Below are 23,116 nucleotides of genomic sequence, written 5' to 3' on the forward strand. Positions count from 1 at the left end.
TTTCTGTTGCCGGTGAAGCCGTGACCTGCGGATGGCTTCACGCTATGCAGGCCGGAACCCGCCGCCCGGCACAAGGAGCGGCAGGCGGAGGGCAATTGGACGCACCGGGCGCGCGGGCGCACGCGAAGGTGCCCGGGACCGCCGACGACGGCGGTCCCGGGCACCTGGTGGGCGGGAGGTCAGTGACGCGCCCCCCGCAACTCCTCGGCCAGCACCTTTCCTATCTCGCGCAGCGGTTCCGCCCCGGTCATGTCCCAGTGCGCGCAGTCGACGTCGTACTCCTCGACGCGGCCCAGGACATGGGGCGCCCAGGACACGGCGCCGCTCGCCGCGGCCGGGGTACGGGCGGCGTTGAAGAACACCATGTCGCCGCCGAACCGCCGCCGGGGGACGTACCGGTAGCGCATCTCCAGGTTCCCGGCGGTCGCCTCGACCACCGCGGCGGCCTGGGCCGGCTCCAGCGCCCCCAGGATCGGGTCCTCGGCGCGCAGCACGGTCGCCAGCTCGGCCGCGTCCGGTACGGTGCCGGCGCAGCGCACGTCCAGTCCGGCGCCGCGCCCGCCGAGCAGCGCGGTCAGCACCTCCCGCCCGGTGATGGCGGGCGGCACGAAGCCGTCCGGCAGCGGGTACGAGTCCAGCAGCGCGAGCAGGGCCACCTCCTCGCCCAGTTCCTCCAGCCGGGCCGCGACCGCGTGGGCGACCAGGCCGCCGAACGACCAGCCGAGCAGGTGGTACGGGCCGTGCGGCTGGACCGCGCGGATCTCGGCCACGTACCCGTCCGCCATCTCCTCGACCCCGGCCGGCCGGGCCGACGGATCCGTCAGCTCCCGGGCCTGGAGGCCGATCAGCGGCCGCCCGTCACCGAGGTGCCGGAGGAGTCCGGCGTACGACCAGCTCATCCCGGAGATCGGGTGGACGCAGAACAGCGGGGCCTCGGAGCCCTTCCCCGACGCGGCCCGGATCGGCAGCACCGTCTCCAGCGGGTTCCCGGCCGCGTTCGTGCCGATGTGCTCGGCGAGCAGCACCGGGGTCGGGTACTGGAACAGGTCCCTGATGGTGACCGGGGTGTCCCAGATCGCCCGGATCCGGCCGATCAGCCGGGTCGCGAGCAGCGAGTGGCCGCCCAGCTGGAAGAAGTGGTCGTCGATGGTGACCGACGGCACCCCCAGGGTGGCCGCGAACAGCCCGCACAGCACCTCCTCGGCCGGGGTGCGCGGCGCCCGGCCCCCGGCGGTGTCGGCCATGGGCGGCGCGGGCAGCGCACGCCGGTCCAGCTTGCCGTTCACCGTCAGCGGCAGCGCGTCCAGCGGCACGATCGCGGCCGGCACCATGTACTCGGGCAGCGCCGCCACCGCGTGCCGGCGCAGCCCGGGCAGGTCGAGTACGGCGCCGTCGGCGGCCACCACGTACGCCACCAGGCGCTTGTCGCCCGGCCGGTCCTCGCGGATCAGCACCGCAGCCTGGGCGACCGAGGCGTGCCGCAGCAGCGCCGACTCGATCTCACCCGGCTCGATGCGGAACCCCCGCAGCTTGATCTGCTGGTCCGCCCGGCCGAAATACTCCAGCGCCCCGTCCTGGCTCCAGCGGGCCAGGTCGCCGGTCCGGTACATCCGCGCGCCCGGCGCGCCGTGCGGGTCGGCGACGAACCGCTGCGCGCTCAGCCACGGCTGCCCGATGTAGCCGTGGGCGAGGCCGTGCCCGGCGACGTACAGCTCCCCGGGCACCCCCGGCGGCAGCAGCCGCAGGTTCTCGTCCAGGACGTAGGCGTGCTTGCCCGCGACCGGGCGGCCGATCGGGATGGCGGCGGCGGGTCCGCCGATGAGGTGGGCGGTGGTGAAGCCCATGCTCTCGGCGGGGCCGTAGCCGTTGACCAGGTGCAGGTGGGGGTGGTCGGCCAGGGCCTTGGCGGTGTGGGCCGGCGAGGCGGTCTCCCCGGCGGTCATCGCCTCCCGGAGCCGGGAGAACACCGCCGGGTGCTCGTCGAGCATGTGGTTGAACAGGCTCGCCGACATCTGGAGCGTGGTGATCCGGTGGCGTTCCACCAGCTCCGCGATCTGGTGCGGGTCGGTGTGCTGGCCGGGCTGGAGGACACAGACCCCGCCGTGGAGCAGCGGCCCGAAGACCTCCAGGGCGAAGGCGTCCCAGGAGACGGGGGAGCTTTGCAGGTACGTCTGCTCGGGGCCGAAGTTCAGGTAGTCGGGGCCGATGAAGGTGGCGGCCAGCGCCCGGTGCGAGGCGGCGACGCCCTTGGGGACACCGGTCGAGCCGGAGGTGAACATCACGCAGGCGACGGACTCCGGGTGCCCGCCGGTCTCCACCGGCGTCCCGGGCAGCGCGCTGATCGCCGGGGTGTCGACGGTCAGGTCCACCAGGGTGGCCGGGGTCGGCAGGGCCACCAGGTGGCTCTGGGTGACCAGGGCGGCCGGACCGGTCTGACCCAGCACCGTGGTCAGCCGGTCGGCGGGGAACTGCGGGTCCAGCAGGGTGTACCCGGCCCCGGCCTTGAGCGCCGCGAGCAGTGACGCGATCAGCTGCGGCGAGCGCTCCAGGTGGATGGCGACGATGCTGCCCGGGGTGACACCGCGCGCGGTCAGGTGCCGGGCCAGGCGGTTGGACCAGGTGTCCAACTCCTGGTAGGTCACCCGCTGTTCCTCGTGGACCAGCGCCACCGCGTGCGGGGTACGGGCGACCTGGCCCGCGAAGAGCCCGTCGAGGCCCAGACCGGGGGCCGGGGACGGCGGTCCGCTCCACTCCAGGACCCGCGCCCGCTCCTCCCCGGACAGCAACTCCAGTTCCCCGACGGGGAGATCGGGGGTGGCGACGGCTCCGGTGAGCAGCCGGACCAGGCGGTCCGCGGTGGCCTCGACCGTACGGGGGTCGTAGAGGTCGGTGGCGTACTCGATCAGGATGTCCAGGCCGTCCGGGGCGCCGTCCGCCGTGCGCCGCTCGGCGAAGGCGAACGTGAGGTCGAACTTCGCCACGGACACCGGCGGGAACGCGAACTCGCTCTCCAGGCCCGCCAGTCGGGGGGCCTCGTTGCTCGTGTCGCCGACGGTGAGCATGACCTGGAACAGGGGGTGGCGGGCGGTGGTGCGCTCGGGGTTGAGGGCTTCGACGAGGCGGTCGAAGGGGAGATCCTGGTGCGCCCAGGCGGCGAGGTCGGTGTCCCGGACGCGGGACAGCAGGTCACGGAAGGTGGGGTTGCCGGTCACATCCGTGCGCAGGACCAGGGTGTTGACGAAGAACCCGATCAGGCCGTCGAGCTTCTGGTCGGTGCGGCCGGCGACGGGGGAGCCGAGGGGGATGTCGTGTCCGGCGCCGGAGCGGGAGAGCAGGGTGGCGACGGCGGCCTGGGCCACCATGAACAGCGTGCTGCTGGTGTCCTGGGCCAGCGACATCAGGCCGGAGTGCAGCGCGGCCGGGCAGTGGACGACGTGCGTACGGCCCTGGTTGGACGGGGTCGCGGGGCGGGCGTGGTCGGTGGGAAGGGTGGCCTCCTCGGGGAGGTCGGCCAACGTCTCGCGCCAGTGGTCGAGTTGGCGCTCCTCGTCGTTCTCCAGGAGCCGCTGCTGCCAGAGGGTGTAGTCGGCGTACTGGACGGGAAGAGGCTCCCACTCCGGTGCCCGGCCTTCGGCGCGGGCCGCGTAGGACGTGGCGAGGTCCTGGAAGAGGGGTCCGTTGGACCAGCCGTCCGAGGCGATGTGGTGGACCACCAGCGACAGGACGTGCTCCTCGGCTCCCAGCCGCAACAGCGAGGCCCGGTACGGCAGTTCGGCGGCGAGGTCGAAGGTACGGACGGCCTCGGCGGCCAGCAGCGCGGGCAGCGACTCCTCGGTGGCCGGGACCACCGGGAGGGCGGCGGCGGCCGGGGGCAGGATGTGCTGGTGCGGGGTCCCCTCGTGGGTGGGGAAGACGGTACGGAGTGTTTCGTGGCGTGCGGTGAGGTCGGTGAGGGCGAGTCGCAGCGCCTCGTGGTCGAGCGGGCCGGTGAGCCGCAGGGCCAGCGGGATGTTGTACGTCGCGGACGGGCCCTCCATCTGGTCCAGGAACCAGAGCCGTTGCTGGGCGGAGGAGAGCGGGATCAGCTCCGGGCGCTCCCCGCTCGTCAGCGCCGGACGCCGCTCTCCGCTGCCCTCGGCCGCGATCCGCTCGGCGAGCTGCGCGACCGTCGCGTACTGGAACAGCTCCCGGATGGTGATGCCGGTGTCCCACACCGCCCGGATGCGGCTGATGAGGCGGGTGGCGAGCAGGGAGTGCCCGCCGCGCCGGAAGAAGTGGTCGTCGATGGTGACGGACGGCAGCCCGAGGACGGCCGCGAACAGGCCGCACAGGACTTCCTCGGCGGGGGTCCTGGGCGTACGGCCGTCGGTGTCGCCCTGGTGCTGGGGCGCGGGCAGGGCGCGGCGGTCGATCTTGCCGTTGGTGGTGAGGGGGATCTCGTCCAGGACCAGGAAGGCGGACGGGACCATGTACTCGGGGAGCGCGCCGGAGATCTCCCGGTGCACGGCCTCGGTGTCGATGGTGGCGCCGTCGGCGGCGACGAGATAGGCGACGAGGCGCTTGTCGCCGGGGCGGTCCTCGCGGACGCTGACGGTCGCCTGGCCCACGGCCTGAAGAGCCGTCAGGGCGCTCTCGATCTCGCCCAGTTCGATGCGGAAGCCGCGCAGCTTGACCTGCTGGTCGGCCCGCCCGAGGTATTCCAGCGAGCCGTGGTGGTTCCAGCGCGCGAGGTCGCCCGTGCGGTACATCCGTGAGCCCGCGGGACCGTACGGGTCGGCGGTGAACCGCTCGGCCGTCAGCGACGGCCGGTTGAGGTAGCCCTGCGCGAGGCCCGTGCCCGCGACGTACAACTCGCCCGGCGCGCCCGGCGCGACGAGCTGGAGCGCCCGGTCCAGGACGTACAGGCGGTGGTTGTCCAGGGGTTCGCCGATCGGGATCGCCCCGGTGTGGTCGAGGGGTCTGCGGACGCGATGGGTGGTGGCGAAGGTGGTGGTCTCCGTCGGCCCGTAGCCGTTGACGACGGTGGTGTCGGGGCAGTGTTCGTGGATCCGGCGCACCGCTTCCGGCGGCACGACGTCCCCGCCGGCCCAGACCTCCCGTACCCCCGCGAAGGCCTCGGGCGCCTCCTCGGCCATCAGCCGGAACAGGCCGGCCGTCAACCACACGCCGGTCACGCGGTGTTCGGTGAGCAGCCGCCGGTACGTGGGCGGATCGAGGTGGCCCGGAGGCGCGACGACGACGGTGCCGCCGTTCAGCCACGGCACCCAGATCTCGTAGGTCGACGCGTCGAACGCGGCCGGCGAGTGGAACAGCACCCGCCGGTGGTTGCCGTTCGCGTACATGGTCTGGGCGGCGAGGTCGGCGACGTTGCGGTGGGTGACCGCGACGCCCTTGGGCACCCCCGTCGAGCCCGAGGTGAACATCGCGTACAGCGGCTGGTCGGGGTGGATGGTGTGCGCCGGAGCCGTCGCCGGGAGGTGGCCGAGGCCGGTGGTGCCGTCGAGGACGACCACCCGCGCGCCGGTCTCCAGGACCACCGGGTGGTCGGCGAGGGCCCGGTCGGTCAGCAGGACGGGGGCCCGGGTGTCGGCGAGGATCTGGACCAGCCGGCTGTCCGGGTCGGTGGTGTTCAGCGGGGCGTACACGGCCCCCGCCTTCACCACGGCGAGCAGCGCGGTGAGCAGGCCGGTCGAGCGTTCCATCAGGACGGCGACCACGTCGTGCCGCCGGACGCCCAGGTTGACGAGGTGGTGGGCCAACTGATTGGTGCTCGCGTCGAGTTCGGCGTACGTCAGGTCGTGGTCCTCGTCCACCAGCGCGATCGCGTCCGGGGTACGGGCCGCCTGCTCGGCGAACAGCTCGGCGACGCTGAGGTCCGCCGTACCGGTGACCGTACCGATCCGCTCCTCCAGGAGCAGCCGCCGCTCGTGCTCGCCCAGCAGGTCCAGCACCGACAGCGGGGTGTCGGGCGAGGTGAGCACCGCCTCCAGGAGCCGGCACAGCCTCGCCATGAGCGCGTCGATCGTCCGGGCGTCGTACAGGTCGGTGGCGTACTCGATGGTGATGTCCAGGCCGTTGGGCCGGCCGTCGCGCGTCCGGTGCTCGGCGAAGCCGAAGGTCAGGTCGAACTTGGCGATCTGGAGGGCGCTGTACTCGGTCCTGGCGTCGAGCCCGGGGAACCCGACGGCGTCGGAGCCGGCCTCGCCCATCGTCAGCATCACCTGGAAGAGCGGGTGCCGGGAGGCGGAACGCTCCGGGTTGAGCACCTCGACCAGCCGGTCGAAGGGGAGATCCTGGTTGTCCCAGGCCGCCAGGTCCGTCCCGCGGACCCGCTTCAGCAGCTCACGGAAGCTCGGGTCGCCCGACAGATCCGTCCGCAGGATCAGGGTGTTGACGAAGAAGCCGACCAGATCGTCCAGGGCCTCGTCGATGCGGCCGGAGACCGGGGAGCCGACGGGGATGTCGAGACCCGCGCCCGAGCGGGACAGGGCCGTAGCGACCGCGGCCTGGGCCGCCATGAACACCGTGGCCCCCGACTCCCGCGCGAGGTGCGTCAGTCCGGTGTGGAGGTCGGCGGACAGGTGGGCGTCACAGGTGGCGCCCACGTACGACGCGGCGGCCGGGCGCGGCCGGTCGGCCGGCAGCGTGGCCTCCTCCGGCAGGTCCGCCAACGCCTCGCACCAGAAGTCGAGTTGGCGCGCCCCGGTGCTCGCCGGGTCGTCGCCCTCGCCGAGCAACTCCTGCTGCCACAGCGTGTAGTCGGCGTACTGCACCGGCAGCGGCTCCCAGTCCGGCGCCCGCCCCCCGGCGGCGCGGGCGCCGTAGGCGGCGGCCAGGTCCCTGAGCAGCGGCCCGGTCGACCCGCCGTCCGACACGATGTGGTGCATCACGACGAGCAGGACGTGCTCCCGCTCACCGAGCGCGATCAGCCGCGCCCGGATCGGCAGGTCCACCGCGAGGTGGAACACCTGCGCGGACTCCTCGGCGAGGACGGCCGCCAGACTCAGCTCGTCGGCGGGGACCACCGGCAGCGGGAGGTCCACCTCCTCCTCGGCGAGGATGTGCTGGTACGGCGTGCCGTCCTGGTCGGGGAAGAGGGTCCGCAGGCTCTCGTGCCTGCCGACCACGTCCAGGAGAGCCGACCGGAGGGCCGCGTGGTCGAGTTCGCCGTGGAGGCGCACGGTCAGGGGGATGTTGTAGGTGGTCGAAGGCCCTTCCATCTGGGCGATGAACCACAGCCGCTGCTGGGCGAAGGACAACGGAATCACTTGGTCGCTCCCATCCGGCGCATCGGCCGCAGTGTGGGCCTTGCGGCCTCGGCGCTGTCGAGCTTCTCGACGAGCGTTGCCACGATCGGGTGTTCGAAGAGCGTCGCCACGGACAGACCGACGCCCATGACGGAGCGGATCCGGCCGACGAGGCGGGTGGCGAGCAGCGAGTGGCCGCCCAGGTGGAAGAAGTGGTCGTCGATGGTGACCGACGGCAGTCCGAGGATCTCGGCGAACAGGCCGCACAGGATTTCTTCCTTGACCGTGCGCGGGGCGCGCCCGGTGGTGGGGGCGATCTCCGGTACGGGCAGGGCGCGCCGGTCCACCTTGCCGTTGACGGTCAGCGGGATCTCGTCCAGCACCATGAAGGCGGACGGGATCATGTACTCGGGCAGCAGCCCGGACATCCGCCGCCGCACGTCCTCGGTGTCGATCCGCGCGCCGTCCTCCGCCGTGAGGTAGGTGACCAGGCGCTTGTCGCCGGGCAGGTCCTCGCGAACGGTCACGACGGCCTGCGCGACCCCGGGCCGGCCGGTGAGGACGGTCTCGATCTCGCCGGGTTCGATGCGGAAGCCCCGGAGTTTGACCTGCTGGTCGGCGCGGCCGAGGTATTCGAGGGCCCCTTCGTGGTTCCAGCGGGTGAGGTCCCCGGTGCGATACATCCGGGTGCCCGCGGGGCCGTACGGGTCGGCGACGAAGCGGTCGGCGGTGAGCGAGGGCCGGTCCAGGTAGCCCTGGGCGAGACCCGTTCCCGCGATGTACAGCTCGCCCGGCGCGCCCGGCGGGACGAGGCGCAGGTGGTCGTCGAGGACGTAGAGGCGGTGGTTGTCGAGGGGGCCGCCGATGGGCAGGGCGCCGGAGTCGGCGGCGAGGGGGTGGCCGACGCGGTGGGTGGTGGCGAAGGTGGTGGTCTCGGTGGGTCCGTAGCCGTTGACGACCGTGATCCCCGGGCAGCGGTCCATGACCCGGCGTACGGCGTCCGGCGGGACGACGTCGCCGCCGGCCCAGACCTCCCGTACCCCTGCGAAGGCTTCCGGCGCTTCTTCCGCGATGAGGCGGAAGAGGCCCGCGGTGAGCCAGAGGGCGGTGACGGAGTGCTCGGTGAGAAGACGCTGGTAGGCGGCGGTGTCGAGGTGGCCGGGGGGTGCGACGACGAGGGTGCCGCCGTTGAGCCAGGGGACCCACATCTCGTAGGTGGAGGCGTCGAAGGCCATCGCGGAGTGGAACAGGACGCGCTGGTGGTGGCCGTTGGCGTACATCGTCTGGGCGGCGAGGTCGGCGACGTTGCGGTGGGTCACCGCGACGCCCTTGGGCACCCCCGTCGAGCCCGAGGTGAACATCGCGTACACCGGCTGGTCGGGGTGGACCGGCACGGCGGGGTCGGTGGTGTCGGCGGAGTGGGTCCCGGTCGTGAGCGTCGTCACGCCCGGGGGAAGGGTGAGTGGGCCGGGGTCGCGGTCGGTGAGGAGGTGGGTGATGGCGGACTGTTCGGTGATGAGCTGGATACGGTCGGCGGGGTAGCGGGTGTCGAGCGGAATGTAGGTGGCGCCCGCCTTGACCACGGCGAGGGTGGTGACCACGGCGCTGAGGGAGCGCTCCTGGAGGAGGGCCACGCGGCTGCCGGGCCGTACCCCTTCCGTGATGAGGTGGTGGGCGGTCCGGTTGGCCAGTGTGTCGAGTTCCCGGTAGGTCAGTTCACGGTCGTCGGCGACGACGGCGATCGCGTCCGGGGTGCGGTGGGTCTGCGCGGCGAACAGCTGCGCGAGGCTCTTGCCGGGGGTGCCGGTGGCGAGGCCGTTCCACTCCTCCAGGAGAAGCCCGCGCTCACCCGCCGAGAGCAACTCCAGCTCGCCGACGGGGAGATCGGGGGAGGCCACGGCTCCGGTGAGCAGGCGGACCAGGCGGTCCGCGGTGGCTTCGACGGTACGGGGGTCGTAGAGGTCGGTGGCGTACTCGACGGTGATGGTCAGACCGGCCGGCCGGCCGTCGTCCGTACGGTGCTCCTCGAAGCCGAACGTCAGGTCGAACTTGGCGATCTGCACCGCCGAGTACTCGTACGCCGTGTCCAGCCCGGGGAGCCCCGGTGCCTCGGTGGTGGTGTCGCCGACGGTGAGCATGACCTGGAACAGGGGGTGGCGGGCGGTGGTGCGCTCGGGGTTGAGGGCTTCGACCAACCGGTCGAAGGGGAGATCCTGGTGCGCCCAGGCCGCGAGGTCGGTCTCCCGGACGTGGGACAGCAGGTCGCGGAAGCTCGGATCGCCCGTCAGATCCGTACGCAGCACGAGGGTGTTGACGAAGAACCCGATCAGGCCGTCGAGTTTCTGGTCGGTGCGGCCGGCGACGGGGGAGCCGAGGGGGATGTCGTGTCCGGCGCCCGACCGGGAGAGCAGAGTGGCGACGGCGGCCTGGGCCACCATGAACAGGGTGCTGCCCGTGTCCTGTGCCAGGGAGATGAGCGCGTCGTGCAGGGCGGCGGGGCAGTGCACGGTGTGCGTGGTGCCCCGGTTGGACGCGGTGGCGGGCCTGGCGTGGTCGGTGGGAAGGGTCACCTCCTCCGGGAGGTCGGCCAACGTCTGCCGCCAGTGCTCGAGTTGGCGCTCCTCGTCGCTCTCCAGCAACCGCTGCTGCCAGAGGCTGTAGTCGGCGTACTGGACCGGCAGTGGCTCCCACTCCGGTGCCAGGCCCTCGATGCGGGCCGCGTAGGACGTGGCGAGGTCCTGGAAGAGGGGTGCGTTGGACCAGCCGTCGGACGCGATGTGGTGGATGACGACGAGCAGGACGTGTTCCCGCTCGCCGAGGGCGAAGAGGTGGGAGCGTACGGGGGCCTGGGTGGCGAGGTCGAAGGTACGGGCGGACAGCTCGGCGAGGAGCGCGGGCAGCGCCTCCTCCGTGGTGGCGGTCAGCGGCAGGGCGACCGGGGCCGGCGGAAGGATGTGCTGGTGGGTGCGGCCCTCATGAGTGGGGAAGACCGTACGGAGGGATTCGTGGCGGGTGGTGAGGTCGGTGAGGGCGAGCCGCAGGGCCTCGTGGTCGAGCGGGCCGGTGAGGCGCAGCGCGAGCGGGATGTTGTAGGTGGGGGAGGGGCCCTCCATCTGGTCCAGGAACCAGAGGCGCTGCTGGGCGGAGGAGAGCGGGATCAGCTCCGGGCGCTCCTCGCTGGTCAGCGCCGGACGCGGCAGTTCGCCGTTGCCCGCCGTGACCTGCTCCGAGAGGGCGGACACCGTGGGGTGCTGGAAGAGGTCCTTGACGCCGAGCTGGACGCCGAACGCCTGCCGGATGCGGCTGATGAGCCGGGTGCCCAGCAGGGAGTGTCCGCCGCTCCGGAAGAAGTGGTCGTCGATGGTGACCGACGGCAGTCCGAGCACGGCCGCGAACAGGCCACACAGCACCTCCTCCTGCGGAGAACGGGGCGCTCTTCCCTGGGTGAGGTGGGAGATCTGGGGGGCGGGCAGGGCGCGCCGGTCGACCTTGCCGTTGGTGTTGAGAGGGATCCGGTCCAGGACCATGAAGGCGGACGGGACCATGTACTCGGGTACGGCGTCCGCGATCGCGCGGCGCAGCTCGGTGAGGTCGATGGTGGCGTTCTCGGCGGGGACGACATAGGCGACGAGTCGTTTGTCGCCGGGGCGGTCCTCACGGACGCTGACGTTGGCCTGGCCCACGGTCCGGTGGCTGATCAGGGCGCTCTCGATCTCGCCGAGTTCGATGCGGAAGCCGCGCAGTTTGACCTGCTGGTCGGTGCGGCCGAGGTATTCGATCTCCCCGTGCCGGTTCCACCGGACCAGGTCGCCCGTGCGGTACATGCGGGTACCCGCGGGACCGTACGGGTCGGCCGTGAAGCGTTCCGCGGTCAGGGCGGCTCGGCCGAGATAGCCGCGCGCGACGCCGGCGCCCGCGATGTACAGCTCACCGGGGGTGCCCGGCGGGACGAGGCGCAGCCCGGGGTCGAGGACGTAGAGGCGGTGGTTGTCGAAGGGGCCGCCGATGGGGAGCGCGCCGGGATCGAGGGGGCGGCGGACGGGGTGGGTGGTGGCGAAGGTGGTGGTCTCGGTGGGTCCGTACACGTTGAAGACGGTGGTGCCCGGGCAGCGGTCCATGACCCGGCGCACGGCCTCCGGCGGGACGACCTCCCCGCCGGTCCAGACCTCCCGCAGCCCCGCGAACGCCTCGGGTGCCTCGTCGGCCACGACCCGGAACAGGCCCACCGTCAGCCACAGTCCGGTCAGACCGGCGTCCTTGAGCAGGGCGCCCAGTGTCGCCGGATCGAGGTGGCCCGGGGGTGCGACCACGATGGTGCCGCCGTTCAGCCACGGCACCCACATCTCGTACGTCGACGCGTCGAAGGTGTGGGGCGAGTGGAACAGCACCCGCCGGTGGTTCTCGTTGGCGAACACCCGCTGGGCGGCGAGGTCGGAGACGTTGCGGTGCGTCACCGTGACGCCCTTGGGCACCCCGGTCGAGCCCGAGGTGTACATGACGTACACCCACTGGTCGGGATGGGCCGGGTACGCCGGCGGGGTCGCCGGGAGGTGGTCGAACGCGGCGGTCCCGTCGAGCACGACGACGTGAGCGGTGGTCTTCGGCACGATCGGGTGGTCGGACAGGGCCGTGTCGGTGATCAGGACCGGCGCCCTGGTCTCCGTGATGATCTGGCCGAGCCGTCCGTCGGGGTCGGCGTGGTTGAGCGGGGCGTAGACCCCGCCGGCCTTGACCACGGAGAGCAGGGCGGTGAGCAGGTCGGCCGAGCGCTCCATCAGGACCGCGACGACGCTCTCCTGTCGGACTCCGAGACCGATGAGGTGGTGGGCCAGCCGGTTGGTGGCCGCGTCCAGCTCCGCGTACGTCAGATTCCGGTCGCCGTCGGTGAGGGCGACCGCGTCGGGGGTACGGGCGGCCTGTGCGGCGAACAGCTCGGCGAGGTTCGACCCGGAGACGCCGGTGACCGCGCCGTGCCACTCCTCCAGGAGCCGGTGCCGGTCGTCGGGGCTCATGAACGCCAGCTCCCCGACGGGCAGTTCCGGGTTCTCGGCGGCGGCGCCGAGCAGCCGGACCAGCCGGTCGGTGACCGCCTCGACGGTTCCGGCGTCGTACAGGTCGGTGGCGTACTCGACCCGGATGTCCAGTCCGCCGGGGCGGCCGTCCGCCGTGCGGTGCTCGTGGAAGGAGAACGTCAGGTCGAACTTGGAGATCTCCAGCGGCGCGAAGCCCGACTCGGCGGTGAGACCCGGCAGTCCGAGCGTCGGGGTGACCGCGTCCTGGAGGGTGAGGACCACCTGGAAGAGCGGGTGCCTGGCGGTGCTGCGCTCGGGGTTCAGGGTCTCGACCAACTGGTCGAAGGGGAGGTCCTGATGGGCCCACGCGGCCAGGTCCGTGTCCCGGAGGCGGGACAGCAGCTCACGGAAGCTCGGGTCGCCCGACAGGTCCGTACGGAGCACGAGGGTGTTGACGAAGAAGCCGACCATATCGTCGAGTGACTGCTCGGAACGGCCCGCGATCGGGGCGCCGAGGGGGATGTCCTCGCCCGCCCCGGAGCGGGACAGGGCGGTGGCGACGGCGGCCTGGGCCACCATGAACAGGGTGCTGCCGGTCTCCCTGGCCAGCAGGGTCAGCGCCCGGTGCGGCTCCGCCGGGACGTGCGCGCTGTGGGTCGTGCCCCGGTAGCTGGCGACCGCCGGGCGGGGCCGGTCGGTCGGCAGGGTGGCCTCGTCCGGCAGCCCGTCCAGCGTGTGGCGCCAGAACTCCGCCTGGCGCTCGCCGTCCGCCGCCAGCACCTCCCGCTGCCACAGCGTGTAGTCGGCGTACTGCACGGGCAGCGGCTCCCAGCCGGGCGCCTGCCCCTCGGTACGGGCCGTGTAGGCGGCGGTCAGGTCACGCAGGAGGGGGGTGGTGGACCAGCCGTCCGAGGCGATGTGGTGCATCACGAGCAGCAGCGCCGCGTCGTCACCGCCGAGGTCGAACAGGCAGGCGCGGAAGGGCAGTTCGGACTCCAGGTCGAAGCTCCTGGCGGCCTGCGCGCCGAGGGCCGCGTCCAGGGTGTCCCCGGTCACGGTGGTGACCGGCAGCTCCACCCGGATCTCGTCGGCCGGCACCTGCCACTGGTAGGCGGTGTCGCCGGCCGTCCCGAACAGGGTGCGCAGGCTCTCGTGCCGTACCACCACGTCCGTCAGGGCGAGTCGCAGCGCGTCCCGGTCGAGCGCGCCCTTGAGGCGCAGGGCGAGCGGGATGTTGTACGTCGCCGAGGGGCCCTCCAAGTGGTGCAGGAACCAGAGGCGTTGCTGGGCGGAGGAGAGCGGGACCCGTCGCGGCCGGACCGACTCCCGGAGCGCGGGCCGCCGCACCGCGTCGCCGCCCGCCGCCACGAACGCGGCGAGCCCGGCCACGGTCGGGCCCTGGAAGAGGTCCTTGACGGTGATCTGGACCCCGAAGGTCTCCCGGACGCGGCTGATGAGGCGGGTGGCGAGGAGGGAGTGCCCGCCGAGGTGGAAGAAGTGGTCGTCGATGGTGACGGACGGCAGTCCGAGGACGGCCGCGAAGTGACCGCAGAGGACTTCCTCGGCGGGGGTGCGGGGCGCGCGCCCGTCGGTGTCGGCCTGCTGCTGGGGGGCGGGCAGGGCGCGGCGGTCGATCTTGCCGTTGGTGGTGAGGGGGATCTCGTCCAGGACCAGGAAGGCGGAGGGGACCATGTAGTCCGGCAGGGCGCCGGAGATCTCGCGGCGCAGTGCGGTGAGATCGATGGTGGCGTTCTGGGCGGGGACGAGGTAGGCCACGAGGCGTTTGTCGCCGGGGCGGTCCTCGCGGACGACGACGGTGGCCTGGGCGACCGTCTGATCCATAGTCAGATGATTCTCGATCTCGCCGGGTTCGATGCGGAAGCCGCGCAGCTTGACCTGCTGGTCGGCCCGGCCGAGGTATTCGAGGGACCCGTCCTCGTTCCAGCGGGTGAGGTCGCCCGTTCGGTACATCCGGGTGCCCGCGGGACCGTACGGATCGGCGACGAAGCGGTCCGCGGTGAGGGCCGGGCGGTCGAGGTAGCCCTGCGCCAGCCCGGCGCCGGCGATGTACAGCTCGCCGGGGGTGCCGGGCGGGACGAGACGGAGGTGGTCGTCGAGGACGTAGAGGCGGTGGTTGTCGAGGGGTTCGCCGATGGGAAGTGTGCCGGGGTAGTCGAGCGGGCGGTGGATCCGGTGGGTGGCGGCGAACGTGGTGGTCTCGGTGGGTCCGTAGCCGTTGACGACGGTGGTGTCGGGGCAGTGCGCGTGGATCCGGCGTACGGCGTCCGGCGGGACGACGTCGCCGCCGGCCCAGACCTCCCGTACCCCGGCGAAGGCCTCGGGTGCCTCCTCCGCCATGAGCCGGAACAGGCCCGCCGTCATCCAGAGGGCGGTGATGGCGTGCTCGCTGAGAAGACGCTGGTACGTGGCGGTGTCGAGGTGGCCGGCGGGTGCGACGACGAGGGTGCCGCCGTTGAGCCAGGGGACCCACATCTCGTACGTGGAGGCGTCGAAGGCCATCGCGGAGTGGAACAGCACCCGCGAGTGATGGCCGTTGGCATACATCCCCTGGGCGGCGAGGTCCGCGACGTTGCGGTGGGTGACCGCGACTCCCTTGGGCACGCCCGTCGAGCCCGAGGTGAACATCGCGTACACCGGCTGGTCGGGGTGGACCGGCACGGCGGGGTCGGTGGCGTCGGCGGAGTGGGTTCCGGTGGTCAGGGTGGTGACCCCGGACGGCAGGGTGAGATACCCCGGGTCGTGGTCCGTGAGGAGGTGGGTGAGCGCGGACTGCTCCGTGATCAGCTGGATGCGGTCGCCCGGGTAGCGGGTGTCCAGCGGGACGTACGTGGCACCCGCCTTGACCACCGCGAGCGTGGTGACCACGGCGGTCAGGGACCGCTCTTGCAGAAGACCGACGCGGCTGCCGGGGCGGACCCCCTCGGCGATCAGGTGGTGGGCGGTCCGGTTGGCGAGAGCGTCGAGTTCGCGGTACGTGAGCTCGCGGTCGTCGGCGACGACGGCGATCGCGTCCGGGGTGCGGGCGGCCTGCGCGGCGAAGAGTTCCGCGAGGCCCTGGTCCGGGACGCCGGTCGCCGCGCCGCTCCACCCCTCCAGGAGGAGCCCGCGCTCGCTCGCGGACAGCAACTCCACCTCCCCGACCGGCAGATCGGGTGCGGCCACCGCTCCGGCCAGCAGCCGGACCAGCCGGTCCCCGGTGGCCTCGATGGCGGGCGCGTCGTAGAGGTCGGTGGCGTACTCGATGGTGATGTCGAGACCGCCGGGCCGGCCGTCCTCCGACCGGTGCTCGGCGAACGAGAACGTCAGGTCGAACTTGGCGAACCGCAGCCAGGTGAACTCCGACTCCGTGTCCAGGCCGTCCGCGACCAGCGTCGGCGTCGCCGCGTCCGTCAGCGTCAGCATCACCTGGAACAGCGGGTGCCTGGCCGCCGACCGGTCCGGGTTCAGGGCCTCGACCAGCCGGTCGAAGGGAAGGTCCTGGTGCGCCCAGGCCGCGAGGTCGGTCTCCCTCACCCGCGTGAGCAGCTCGCGGAAGCTCGGGTCGCCCGACACATCCGTACGCAACACCAGTGTGTTGACGAAGAAGCCGACGAGGTCGTCGAGCGCCTGGTCGGTGCGGCCGGCGATCGGGGAGCCGAGCGGGATGTCGTGCCCGGCGCCGGACCGGGACAGCAGCGTCGACACCGCCGCCTGCGCCACCATGAACACCGAGGCACCCGACTCGCGCGCCAGGTCCGCCAGCGCGGCGTGGACGTCCGCGGGGCAGTGCACGGTGTGGGTGGCGCCCCGGTACGAGGCGGCGGTCGGCCGCTGCCGTACGGCGGGCAGGGTGACCTCCTCCGGGAGGTCCGCCAGCGTCCGCTTCCAGAAGCCCAGTTGGCGGGCGCCGACGCTCCCGTCGTCCGCCGGGTCGCCGAGCAGGCCCCGGTGCCACAGCGCGTAGTCCGCGTACTGCGCGGTCAGCGGCTCCCAACTCGGCCGCTCCCCGCGCGAGCGGGTCGTGTAGGCGGTGCTCAGGTCCCGCATGAGCGGCTGGTACGACCAGCCGTCGGAGACGATGTGGTGCATCACCACCAGCAGCACGTGCTCCCGCTCGCCGAGCGCGAACAGCCGGGCGCGGAACGGCAGATCGGACGTCAGGTCGAAGACCCGCTCGGACTCGGCGGTGAGCAGCGCGCCCACCGTCTCCCCGGTCGCCGGGGTGACCGGCAGCCCGACGCGGACCCCGTCGGCCGGCAGCACCCGCTGGTACGCCTGACCCCCGTCCCGCTCCCCGGTCTGCCCGAACACGGTACGCAGGCTCTCGTGCCGGCCCACCACGTCGGTGAACGCCGACTCCAGCGCGGCCAGGTCCAGTTCACCCCGTACGCGCACCGCGAGCGGGATGTTGTACGTCGCCGACGGGCCCTCCAACTGGTCCAGGAACCACAACCGCTGCTGCGCCGCCGAGAGCGGGAGGGGCTCGGGGCGCTCCTGGGCCGTCAGGGCGGGGCGGGCCGGCTCGCCCCCGTTCGTGGCGGCGTACTCGGCGAGCAGCGCCACGGTCGGGTAGAGGAAGAACTCCCGCAGGGTCAGCTGTACGCCGAGGGCCGCGCGCACCCGGCTCACCAGCCGGGTCGCGAGCAGCGAGTGGCCGCCGACCCCGAAGAAGTCGTCGTCGACGCCGATCGACGGCAGCCCGAGGGTGTGCGCGAACAGGCCGCACAGCACCTCCTCGACGGGGTTGCGCGGCGCCCGGCCGTTGGGCGCCGCGCCGACCCGGGGGGCGGGCAGCGCGCGCCGGTCCAGCTTGCCGTTGGGCGTCAGCGGCAGCGCCCCCAGGGGCACGACCGCCGAGGGCACCATGTACTCGACCAGTTCCGTGCCCGCGTGCCGCAGCAGCTCGGCGGCGTCCAGGACGCCCTCCACCGCGGGCACGGCGTACGCCACCAGGCGCTTGTCGCCCGGGCGGTCCTCGCGGACGATGACCGCCGCCTGCGCGACGGACGGGTGGCGGGTCAACACCGTCTCGATCTCGCCCAGTTCGATACGGTTGCCGCGCAGTTTGACCTGCTGGTCGGCGCGGCCCAGGAAGACGATCTCGCCGTGCTCGTTCCAGGCGGCCAGGTCGCCGGTGCGGTACATCCGGGTGCCCGCGGGGCCGTACGGGTCGGCGGTGAACCGCTCGGCGGTCAGGGCCGCCAGCCGGCCGTACCCCTGCGCCAAGTGCGGCCCGGCGACGTAGAGTTCACCGGTCTCGCCCGGGGCGGTGTGGCGCAGTTCCGCGTCCAGCACGTACATCGAGGTGTTCGCCATCGGGATGCCCAGGTGCAGGCGGTCGAGGGTGCGGACCTCGGGCGTGAAGGACTGGTAACTGCAAAAGACCGTGGCTTCGGTGGGTCCGTACACATGCACGACCGTGGTGTCCGGGCAGTGGTCCAGGACCCGCTGGAGGGCAGTGGCGGACAGGACGTCGCCGCCGGTCCAGATCTCCCGCAGCAGCGCCAGGCCGTCGATCGCCTCGCCCGCCATCGCGTCGAACAGCGCGGTCGTGAAGTACGCGGCGGTCACCCCGTGGCGGGCGACGGCCTCGCCCAGCTCACCGATGTCGATCTTCGGCGCCGACAGCACGACGGCCAGCCCGCCGCGCAGCAGCGGGACCCACAGTTCGTACGTCGAGGAGTCGAAGGGCAGCGGCGAGTAGGCGAGGACCCGCTCGTGCGCCGTGGCCCCGAAGCCCGGGTCGAGGGCCAGCTCCACGACGTTGCGGTGGGTGTTGACGACTCCCTTGGGGGTGCCGCTGGAACCGGAGGTGAACATCACGTACAGCGGCTGGTCGGGGTGGACCGTGACGGCGGGCGCGGTGGGCGAGAGGCCGGCCGTGGCGTCGGCGTCGGTGAGCCGCAGGGCGGTCAGGTCGTCCGCGAAGCCCGTCTCCTCCTCGGGGCGGTCCGTCACCAGCAATACGGCCCCGGTGTCGCCGAGGATCCAGGAGAGCCGTTCCGCGGGCTGGCGGGGGTCCAGCGGGACGTACACACCGCCGCTCTTCATCACGGCGAGAACGGTGATCACGTAGGCGAAGGAGCGGTTGAAGAGGAGGCCGACCGCGTCGCCCGGCCGCACGCCGGCACCGATGAGCCGGTGCGCGAGCGCGTTGGCCGCGTGGTCCAGCTCCCGGTAGGTGAGCCGGTGGTCCTCGTGGACGAGGGCGACGGCATCCGGGGTGCGGGCGGCCTGCGCGGCGAATAGATCGTGCAGCGAGCCCTCGGGGAGTGCCAGCGCCGTGGTGTTGTACGCGGCGACGCGCGCGGGCACGCCGGCGCCGGGGGAGAGAGCGGGATCTTCGTGCGGTCGGGACATCTCGACACCTTCTCGGTAGCTCGGATCGACGTGGTCTCGCGGCGTGCCGGGAGACCGACGGAGCCACGGTGGATGACGTGCGGATGGTGCGAAGTCGCGTGCGAAGTCAAAGAGGTGTGCGGGGAGTCAGCCGGTACGGGCCGTCAACACGCCCCCGGGAGGCAGCAGTACGTCGTCCGCCTCCAGGGCGTTCACGCGGTACTTGCCCAAGGAGCTGATCAGCAGGCGGAGTTCGAGGGCGATGCTCTCGGCCAGCCGTACGAGACCGGCCTCGCCGTCCTCGTCCACCGCGAGCAGCGCGGCCCGGCCGAGTCCGACGGCGCGCGCGCCGAGCGCCAGCGCCTTGGTGGCCCGGCCGCCCTCCCAGATCCGCCCGCTGGCGAGCAGGCAGTGGCCGGTCGGTCCGATACGGGCCAGGCACTCGCCGAGCGGCAGTCCCACCTGACCGAGGAAGGCGTTCGGCGCCCAGGCGGTGCCGCCCTCCGCGCCGTCCACCGTGACGGAGTCCGCGCCGGCCGCCCAGGCGGTGGCCGCCGCGAGCGCCACGTCCCGGCCGGGGTGCAGCTTCACCCACACCTTCACGCGGGGGAAGTTGTTGCGCATCAGCCGGATCTGCTGGCGCAGGATCTCCTCGGTGAAGGTGCCGGGGCTGCTGATCCGCAGGACCGCGTCGGTGTCCGCGCCGAACACCGCGTCCGTGGCGTACTGTCCGGCCACCCGGCCCGCCGCCTCGCGGCCGAGGACCGTGAGACCGCCGAGACCCGGCTTGGCGCCCTGGCCGACCTTCAGCTCGAAGGCCAGCCGTCCGGTGGCGAGCAGCGGCTCCGTGACCGGGTCGCTGTAGACCAGGTTCCACACCTCGGCGTCCGCGTCCTCGGTGGACTGCTGCACCACCACCCCGCCGTACTCGTCGTCGGCGGCGGCCGTGTAGGCGGCGATCCGGCCGAGCAGCGGGGAGGCGTCGGCGTCGGACGACGCGCGGTAGCCGTTGACCGGCACCACGTTCTCGCCGATGACCATCGGGATGCCGAGCCGCCCCGCCTGCCGTCCCGCCGCCTCGCCCAGGTCGTGGCTGGCGACCCGCGTCGAGCCGAACGCCGACACGTACAGCGGCAGCCGGGAGGTGAACCCGCCGATCACCGTGGCGAGTTCGACATCCGTGTACAGCGGCTCCCTGGCCAGGTCGATGAGCTTCTTCAGCCGCTCCGGCATGAACACCGGGGGCACGATCCTGGCCCGCTCCAGCAGGTCGTACGGATCGTGGCCGGCCGGAGCCGCGCCCAGCAGGCCGGAGCCGTACGACTCCAGCGCGGGGAACACGGCGGCCGCCCCGGTCCTGGCCCGGTGCCGCACCTGTTCCTCGGGGAAACCGGCGGCGCTCAGTACGGTGCTCATGCCGACACCACTCCGGGGAGCTTCGGGTAGGCGCTGGCCTCCCAGGCGGCCGTGCGGCCGGTGACGTACCGGGTGAACCGCTCCAGGCCGATGCCGAACCCGGAGCTGGCGGGGATGCCGCGGCGGGCCAGGTCCAGGTACCAGCCGTACTTCGCCGGGTTCTCCCCGGTCTCCCGCATCCGCGTGACCAGCGCCGCGTAGACGTGCTCGCGCTCGCTGCCGCTGGCCAGCTCGCCGTACCCCTCGGGGGCGATCAGGTCGAAGTTCCGCAGCACGCCCGGGCGTTCGGCGTCCTCCTGGTCGTAGAAGCCCCGCGACCCCTTGGGGTAGTCGACGACGAAGAACGGCCGGCTGGACTTGGCGGAGAGGATCTCCTCGCCCTCCCAGTCGATCTCGGCGCCCGGGTCCTGCGGGTGGCCCAGCGCGACCAGGTCGGCGGTCGCCGCCGCGTGGGTGGTCCTGGCGAACGCCCCCTGGACGACCTCCCGGAACGCGTCCTTGTCCCGGCCGAGGAGTTCCAGCTCGCCCGGCATCTCCCGGACGACCTCGCCGACCACGTACGCCACCAGGCGCTCCGCCAGCTCCATCGCGTCCTCGCGGCGGGCGTCCCTGATCTCCACGTCGATCTGGTGGAACTCCGCGAGATGGCGGTGCGTGACCGCCGTCTCCAGCGGCTCCAGACGCACGTTGGGCGCGATGTAGAAGATCTTGTCGAAGGCCATCAGCGACGCCTGCTTGTAGAGGATCGCGCTGGTCATCAGCTTGTACTTGTGACCGTAGAAATCGATGTCCACCTGTTTGGAGCCCCGGATGCCCGGGTCGGTGACCGGCCCGATCACCGGCGGCAGCAGCTCCTGGAAGCCCTGCCCGGTGAGGAAGGCCCGGGTCGCCGCGAGCATGTGGCTCTGCACCCGCAGCGTGGCCCGGGTCGGCTCGGCCATCAGGTGCTGGTCGGGCGAGGTCGGGAACGAGGGCGTGGTGCGGCCGTTGCGCTCAGCGATCGTGCTGGTCATGGTGCTACCTCCTGGGTGTGCTGACGGTGGGCTGCCGGGCGACGGGCCGCCGCGGGAAGCGGGGGCCGGGAAGAGGACGGAAGCGGGGGCCGGGACGACGCGTACGACGGCGCCGGCGCGGACGGAGCGGAAGCGGCCGTGCGGACGACCCGGTCGTGCCGGCGCTGGACGAACGACAGCGCCTCGAACAGCCCGGCGGCCGTCAGCCGCCGGCCCCGGTCGGTGACGTGCCCGATGGGCATCGCCCCGATCTCGGACCAGGTCAGCCGCCCCGACGCGTCGATGTGACTGCGGCTGCGGCCCGCGTTGTCCGGGTGCAGGCAGAACGGCACGTCCAGGTAACCGCGGGCGAAGGCCTTCAACAGGGCCTGGCCCAGGTCGCCGTCGAGGTCGAGCACCGCGTCCACCAGGGCGCGGGCCTCCGCGTACACCGCGTTGTCCGCCGCCCCGGCGGGCGGGACCGGCGCGGACCCGTCACGGGCGCCGGGCCGGGTCCGGTGCCGGGCCGCGGCCCGCGAGGCGACCCGCAGGGCCTCCACGTTCTCCGTGACCTTCGGGATGCGGTGCGCCTCGGCGGTCGTCTTCACGATCAGCCGGGCCGCCCCCGTCTCCACGGCCAGCTCGGCCGACCGCTCCAGGAGGTCCAGGGAACCGCTCCGGGTCTGCGGGTACAGCCCCATGTACGTGTAGAGGACGACGTGCCAGTCGGTGTCCGGCAGCAGTTCGGCGGCCAGCCGCCGCAGCGCGTGCACCGCGTCCCGGTCCTGCTCCTGGCTGGTCTGCTGGGCGTAGCTGAGCGAGATGCTGCGCAGCCCCGCCCGGTGGAAGAACAGCGCCTCCAGGGCGCTGATCGCCACGAGCAGCCCGGGCGGGCACAGCTGCCCGAGCATGCAGCCGCCGAAGGTCTCCAGGTGCGGTTCCGCCCCGGTGCCGCGCAGACCGGCCAGGAAGTCGCAGGTCTCCTGCCAGTTCCGTACGGAGTCCAGGAGCGGGGTGCGCCCGTACGGCAGGCAGTACGAGACGGGCCCGCCCTCCGTCGCGTCCAGGCCGAGCCGCGCCAGGGCGGCGACGATGCGCTGGGGGCGGGCGGAGCCGTGCCGGATCTGTACGGGGAAGCCCGCGTCGCGGACCCCGTCCAGGACCCAGTGCGAGGTGTGCGGACTGTACGAGGTGAGGGGAAAGCCGTTGAGGGGGACTCCGCTGTTCAGGGCCCGTACCGCCGACGGTTCGTCATTGACCCGCGTGTAGCTGTCGATGGTCATCGTGCCGACGACCCCGTCCGCCGCGGCCTTGGTGGCCAGCAGGCCCGCCCGCATCAGCGCGGGGTCGGAGAACCCCATGCGGGGCTGGACCACGAGGGTGCCCCGGGCCTGCGACTCGGCGACGAAGCGGCCGAAGGAGCGCGGGCGCCGGTGGGCGGCGATCCGGCCGGCCGGGGCGGCGGGGGGCGGGACGTCCGTACGGACCGGTGCGGTCATCGTTCCACCTCTCGGGACAGGGAGCCGACGTACGACTCGAAGGCGGCGATGTTCACGCCGTCCTGGAAGACCGCGTCGAAACCGGCGCTCATCAGCGCGTCGGTCTGGTCCTGCCGACCGCCGGAGACCCCGAGCTTCCCGCCGATGACGGCGGGCAGCCCGGCCAGTTCCCAGCGGGACCGGATCGCGCCGATCAGCGGCCTGGCGTCGTTGAAGCCGTGCCCGTTGACGCTGCTGACCACCAGCAGGTCGGGCTGGAACTTGCAGCAGGACTCGACGATCTCGTCCTCGGGCACACAGGAACCGAGATTGACCACCGTGTGCCCGAGGTCTTCGAGCAGCAATTGGATGTAAATGAGATTCCAGGTGTGCGCATCGGAGGGGAGTCCGGTGACAACAACATCCAGCGGCCCGGATCGATGACGAGCCGCCCATTCCGCAGGCTTCATTGTTCGCTTCGTCCACATCATTGGATGACAAGGGGAAAAGGAGGCCCTGGCGTGCCGGAACTTCCTTTCGGAGACCACCGTAGATTCGGCGGGGACCGGTTTCCGGCGCCCCGTGCGGCAACCGCCCGGCAGGAAAGGAGCAGTTGCGCGACAGGACCGTGC

6 protein-coding genes are annotated in these 23,116 nt (G+C 72.6%); all 6 read right to left on the minus strand.

The window, feature by feature from the left end:
- Nucleotides 1-179 precede the first annotated feature (179 nt).
- Nucleotides 180-7,268, minus strand: coding sequence for an amino acid adenylation domain-containing protein (locus ACIODU_RS05735; protein ID WP_401764275.1), 7,089 nt, complete (start codon nt 7,266-7,268; stop codon nt 180-182).
- Nucleotides 7,265-18,619, minus strand: a complete 11,355-nt coding sequence (locus tag ACIODU_RS05740; RefSeq protein WP_401764278.1) for an amino acid adenylation domain-containing protein — start codon at nt 18,617-18,619, stop codon at nt 7,265-7,267. Before ACIODU_RS05740 ends, ACIODU_RS05735 begins: the two co-directional genes overlap by 4 nt.
- 126 nt (nt 18,620-18,745) lie before the next feature.
- Nucleotides 18,746-20,014, minus strand: a complete 1,269-nt coding sequence (locus tag ACIODU_RS05745) for a glutamate synthase-related protein (RefSeq protein ID WP_401764280.1) — start codon at nt 20,012-20,014, stop codon at nt 18,746-18,748.
- The gene (locus ACIODU_RS05750) at nt 20,011-21,027 is read right to left on the minus strand and encodes an asparagine synthetase A (protein ID WP_401764283.1); all 1,017 of its coding nucleotides are present in this window, start codon (nt 21,025-21,027) and stop codon (nt 20,011-20,013) included. The genes ACIODU_RS05745 and ACIODU_RS05750 overlap by 4 nt, the downstream gene beginning before the upstream one ends.
- Nucleotides 21,024-22,505 carry a methylaspartate mutase gene (locus ACIODU_RS05755; RefSeq protein ID WP_401764285.1) on the minus strand — a complete coding sequence of 494 codons (1,482 nt, stop codon included), beginning with the start codon at nt 22,503-22,505 and terminating at the stop codon, nt 21,024-21,026. The genes ACIODU_RS05750 and ACIODU_RS05755 overlap by 4 nt, the downstream gene beginning before the upstream one ends.
- Nucleotides 22,502-22,849, minus strand: coding sequence for a cobalamin B12-binding domain-containing protein (locus tag ACIODU_RS05760; RefSeq protein ID WP_401764288.1), 348 nt, complete (start codon nt 22,847-22,849; stop codon nt 22,502-22,504). The genes ACIODU_RS05755 and ACIODU_RS05760 overlap by 4 nt, the downstream gene beginning before the upstream one ends.
- Nucleotides 22,850-23,116: the final 267 nt, after the last annotated feature.

The organism is Streptomyces sp. NPDC088261, from assembly GCF_044740805.1.
GTDB lineage: Bacteria > Actinomycetota > Actinomycetes > Streptomycetales > Streptomycetaceae > Streptomyces.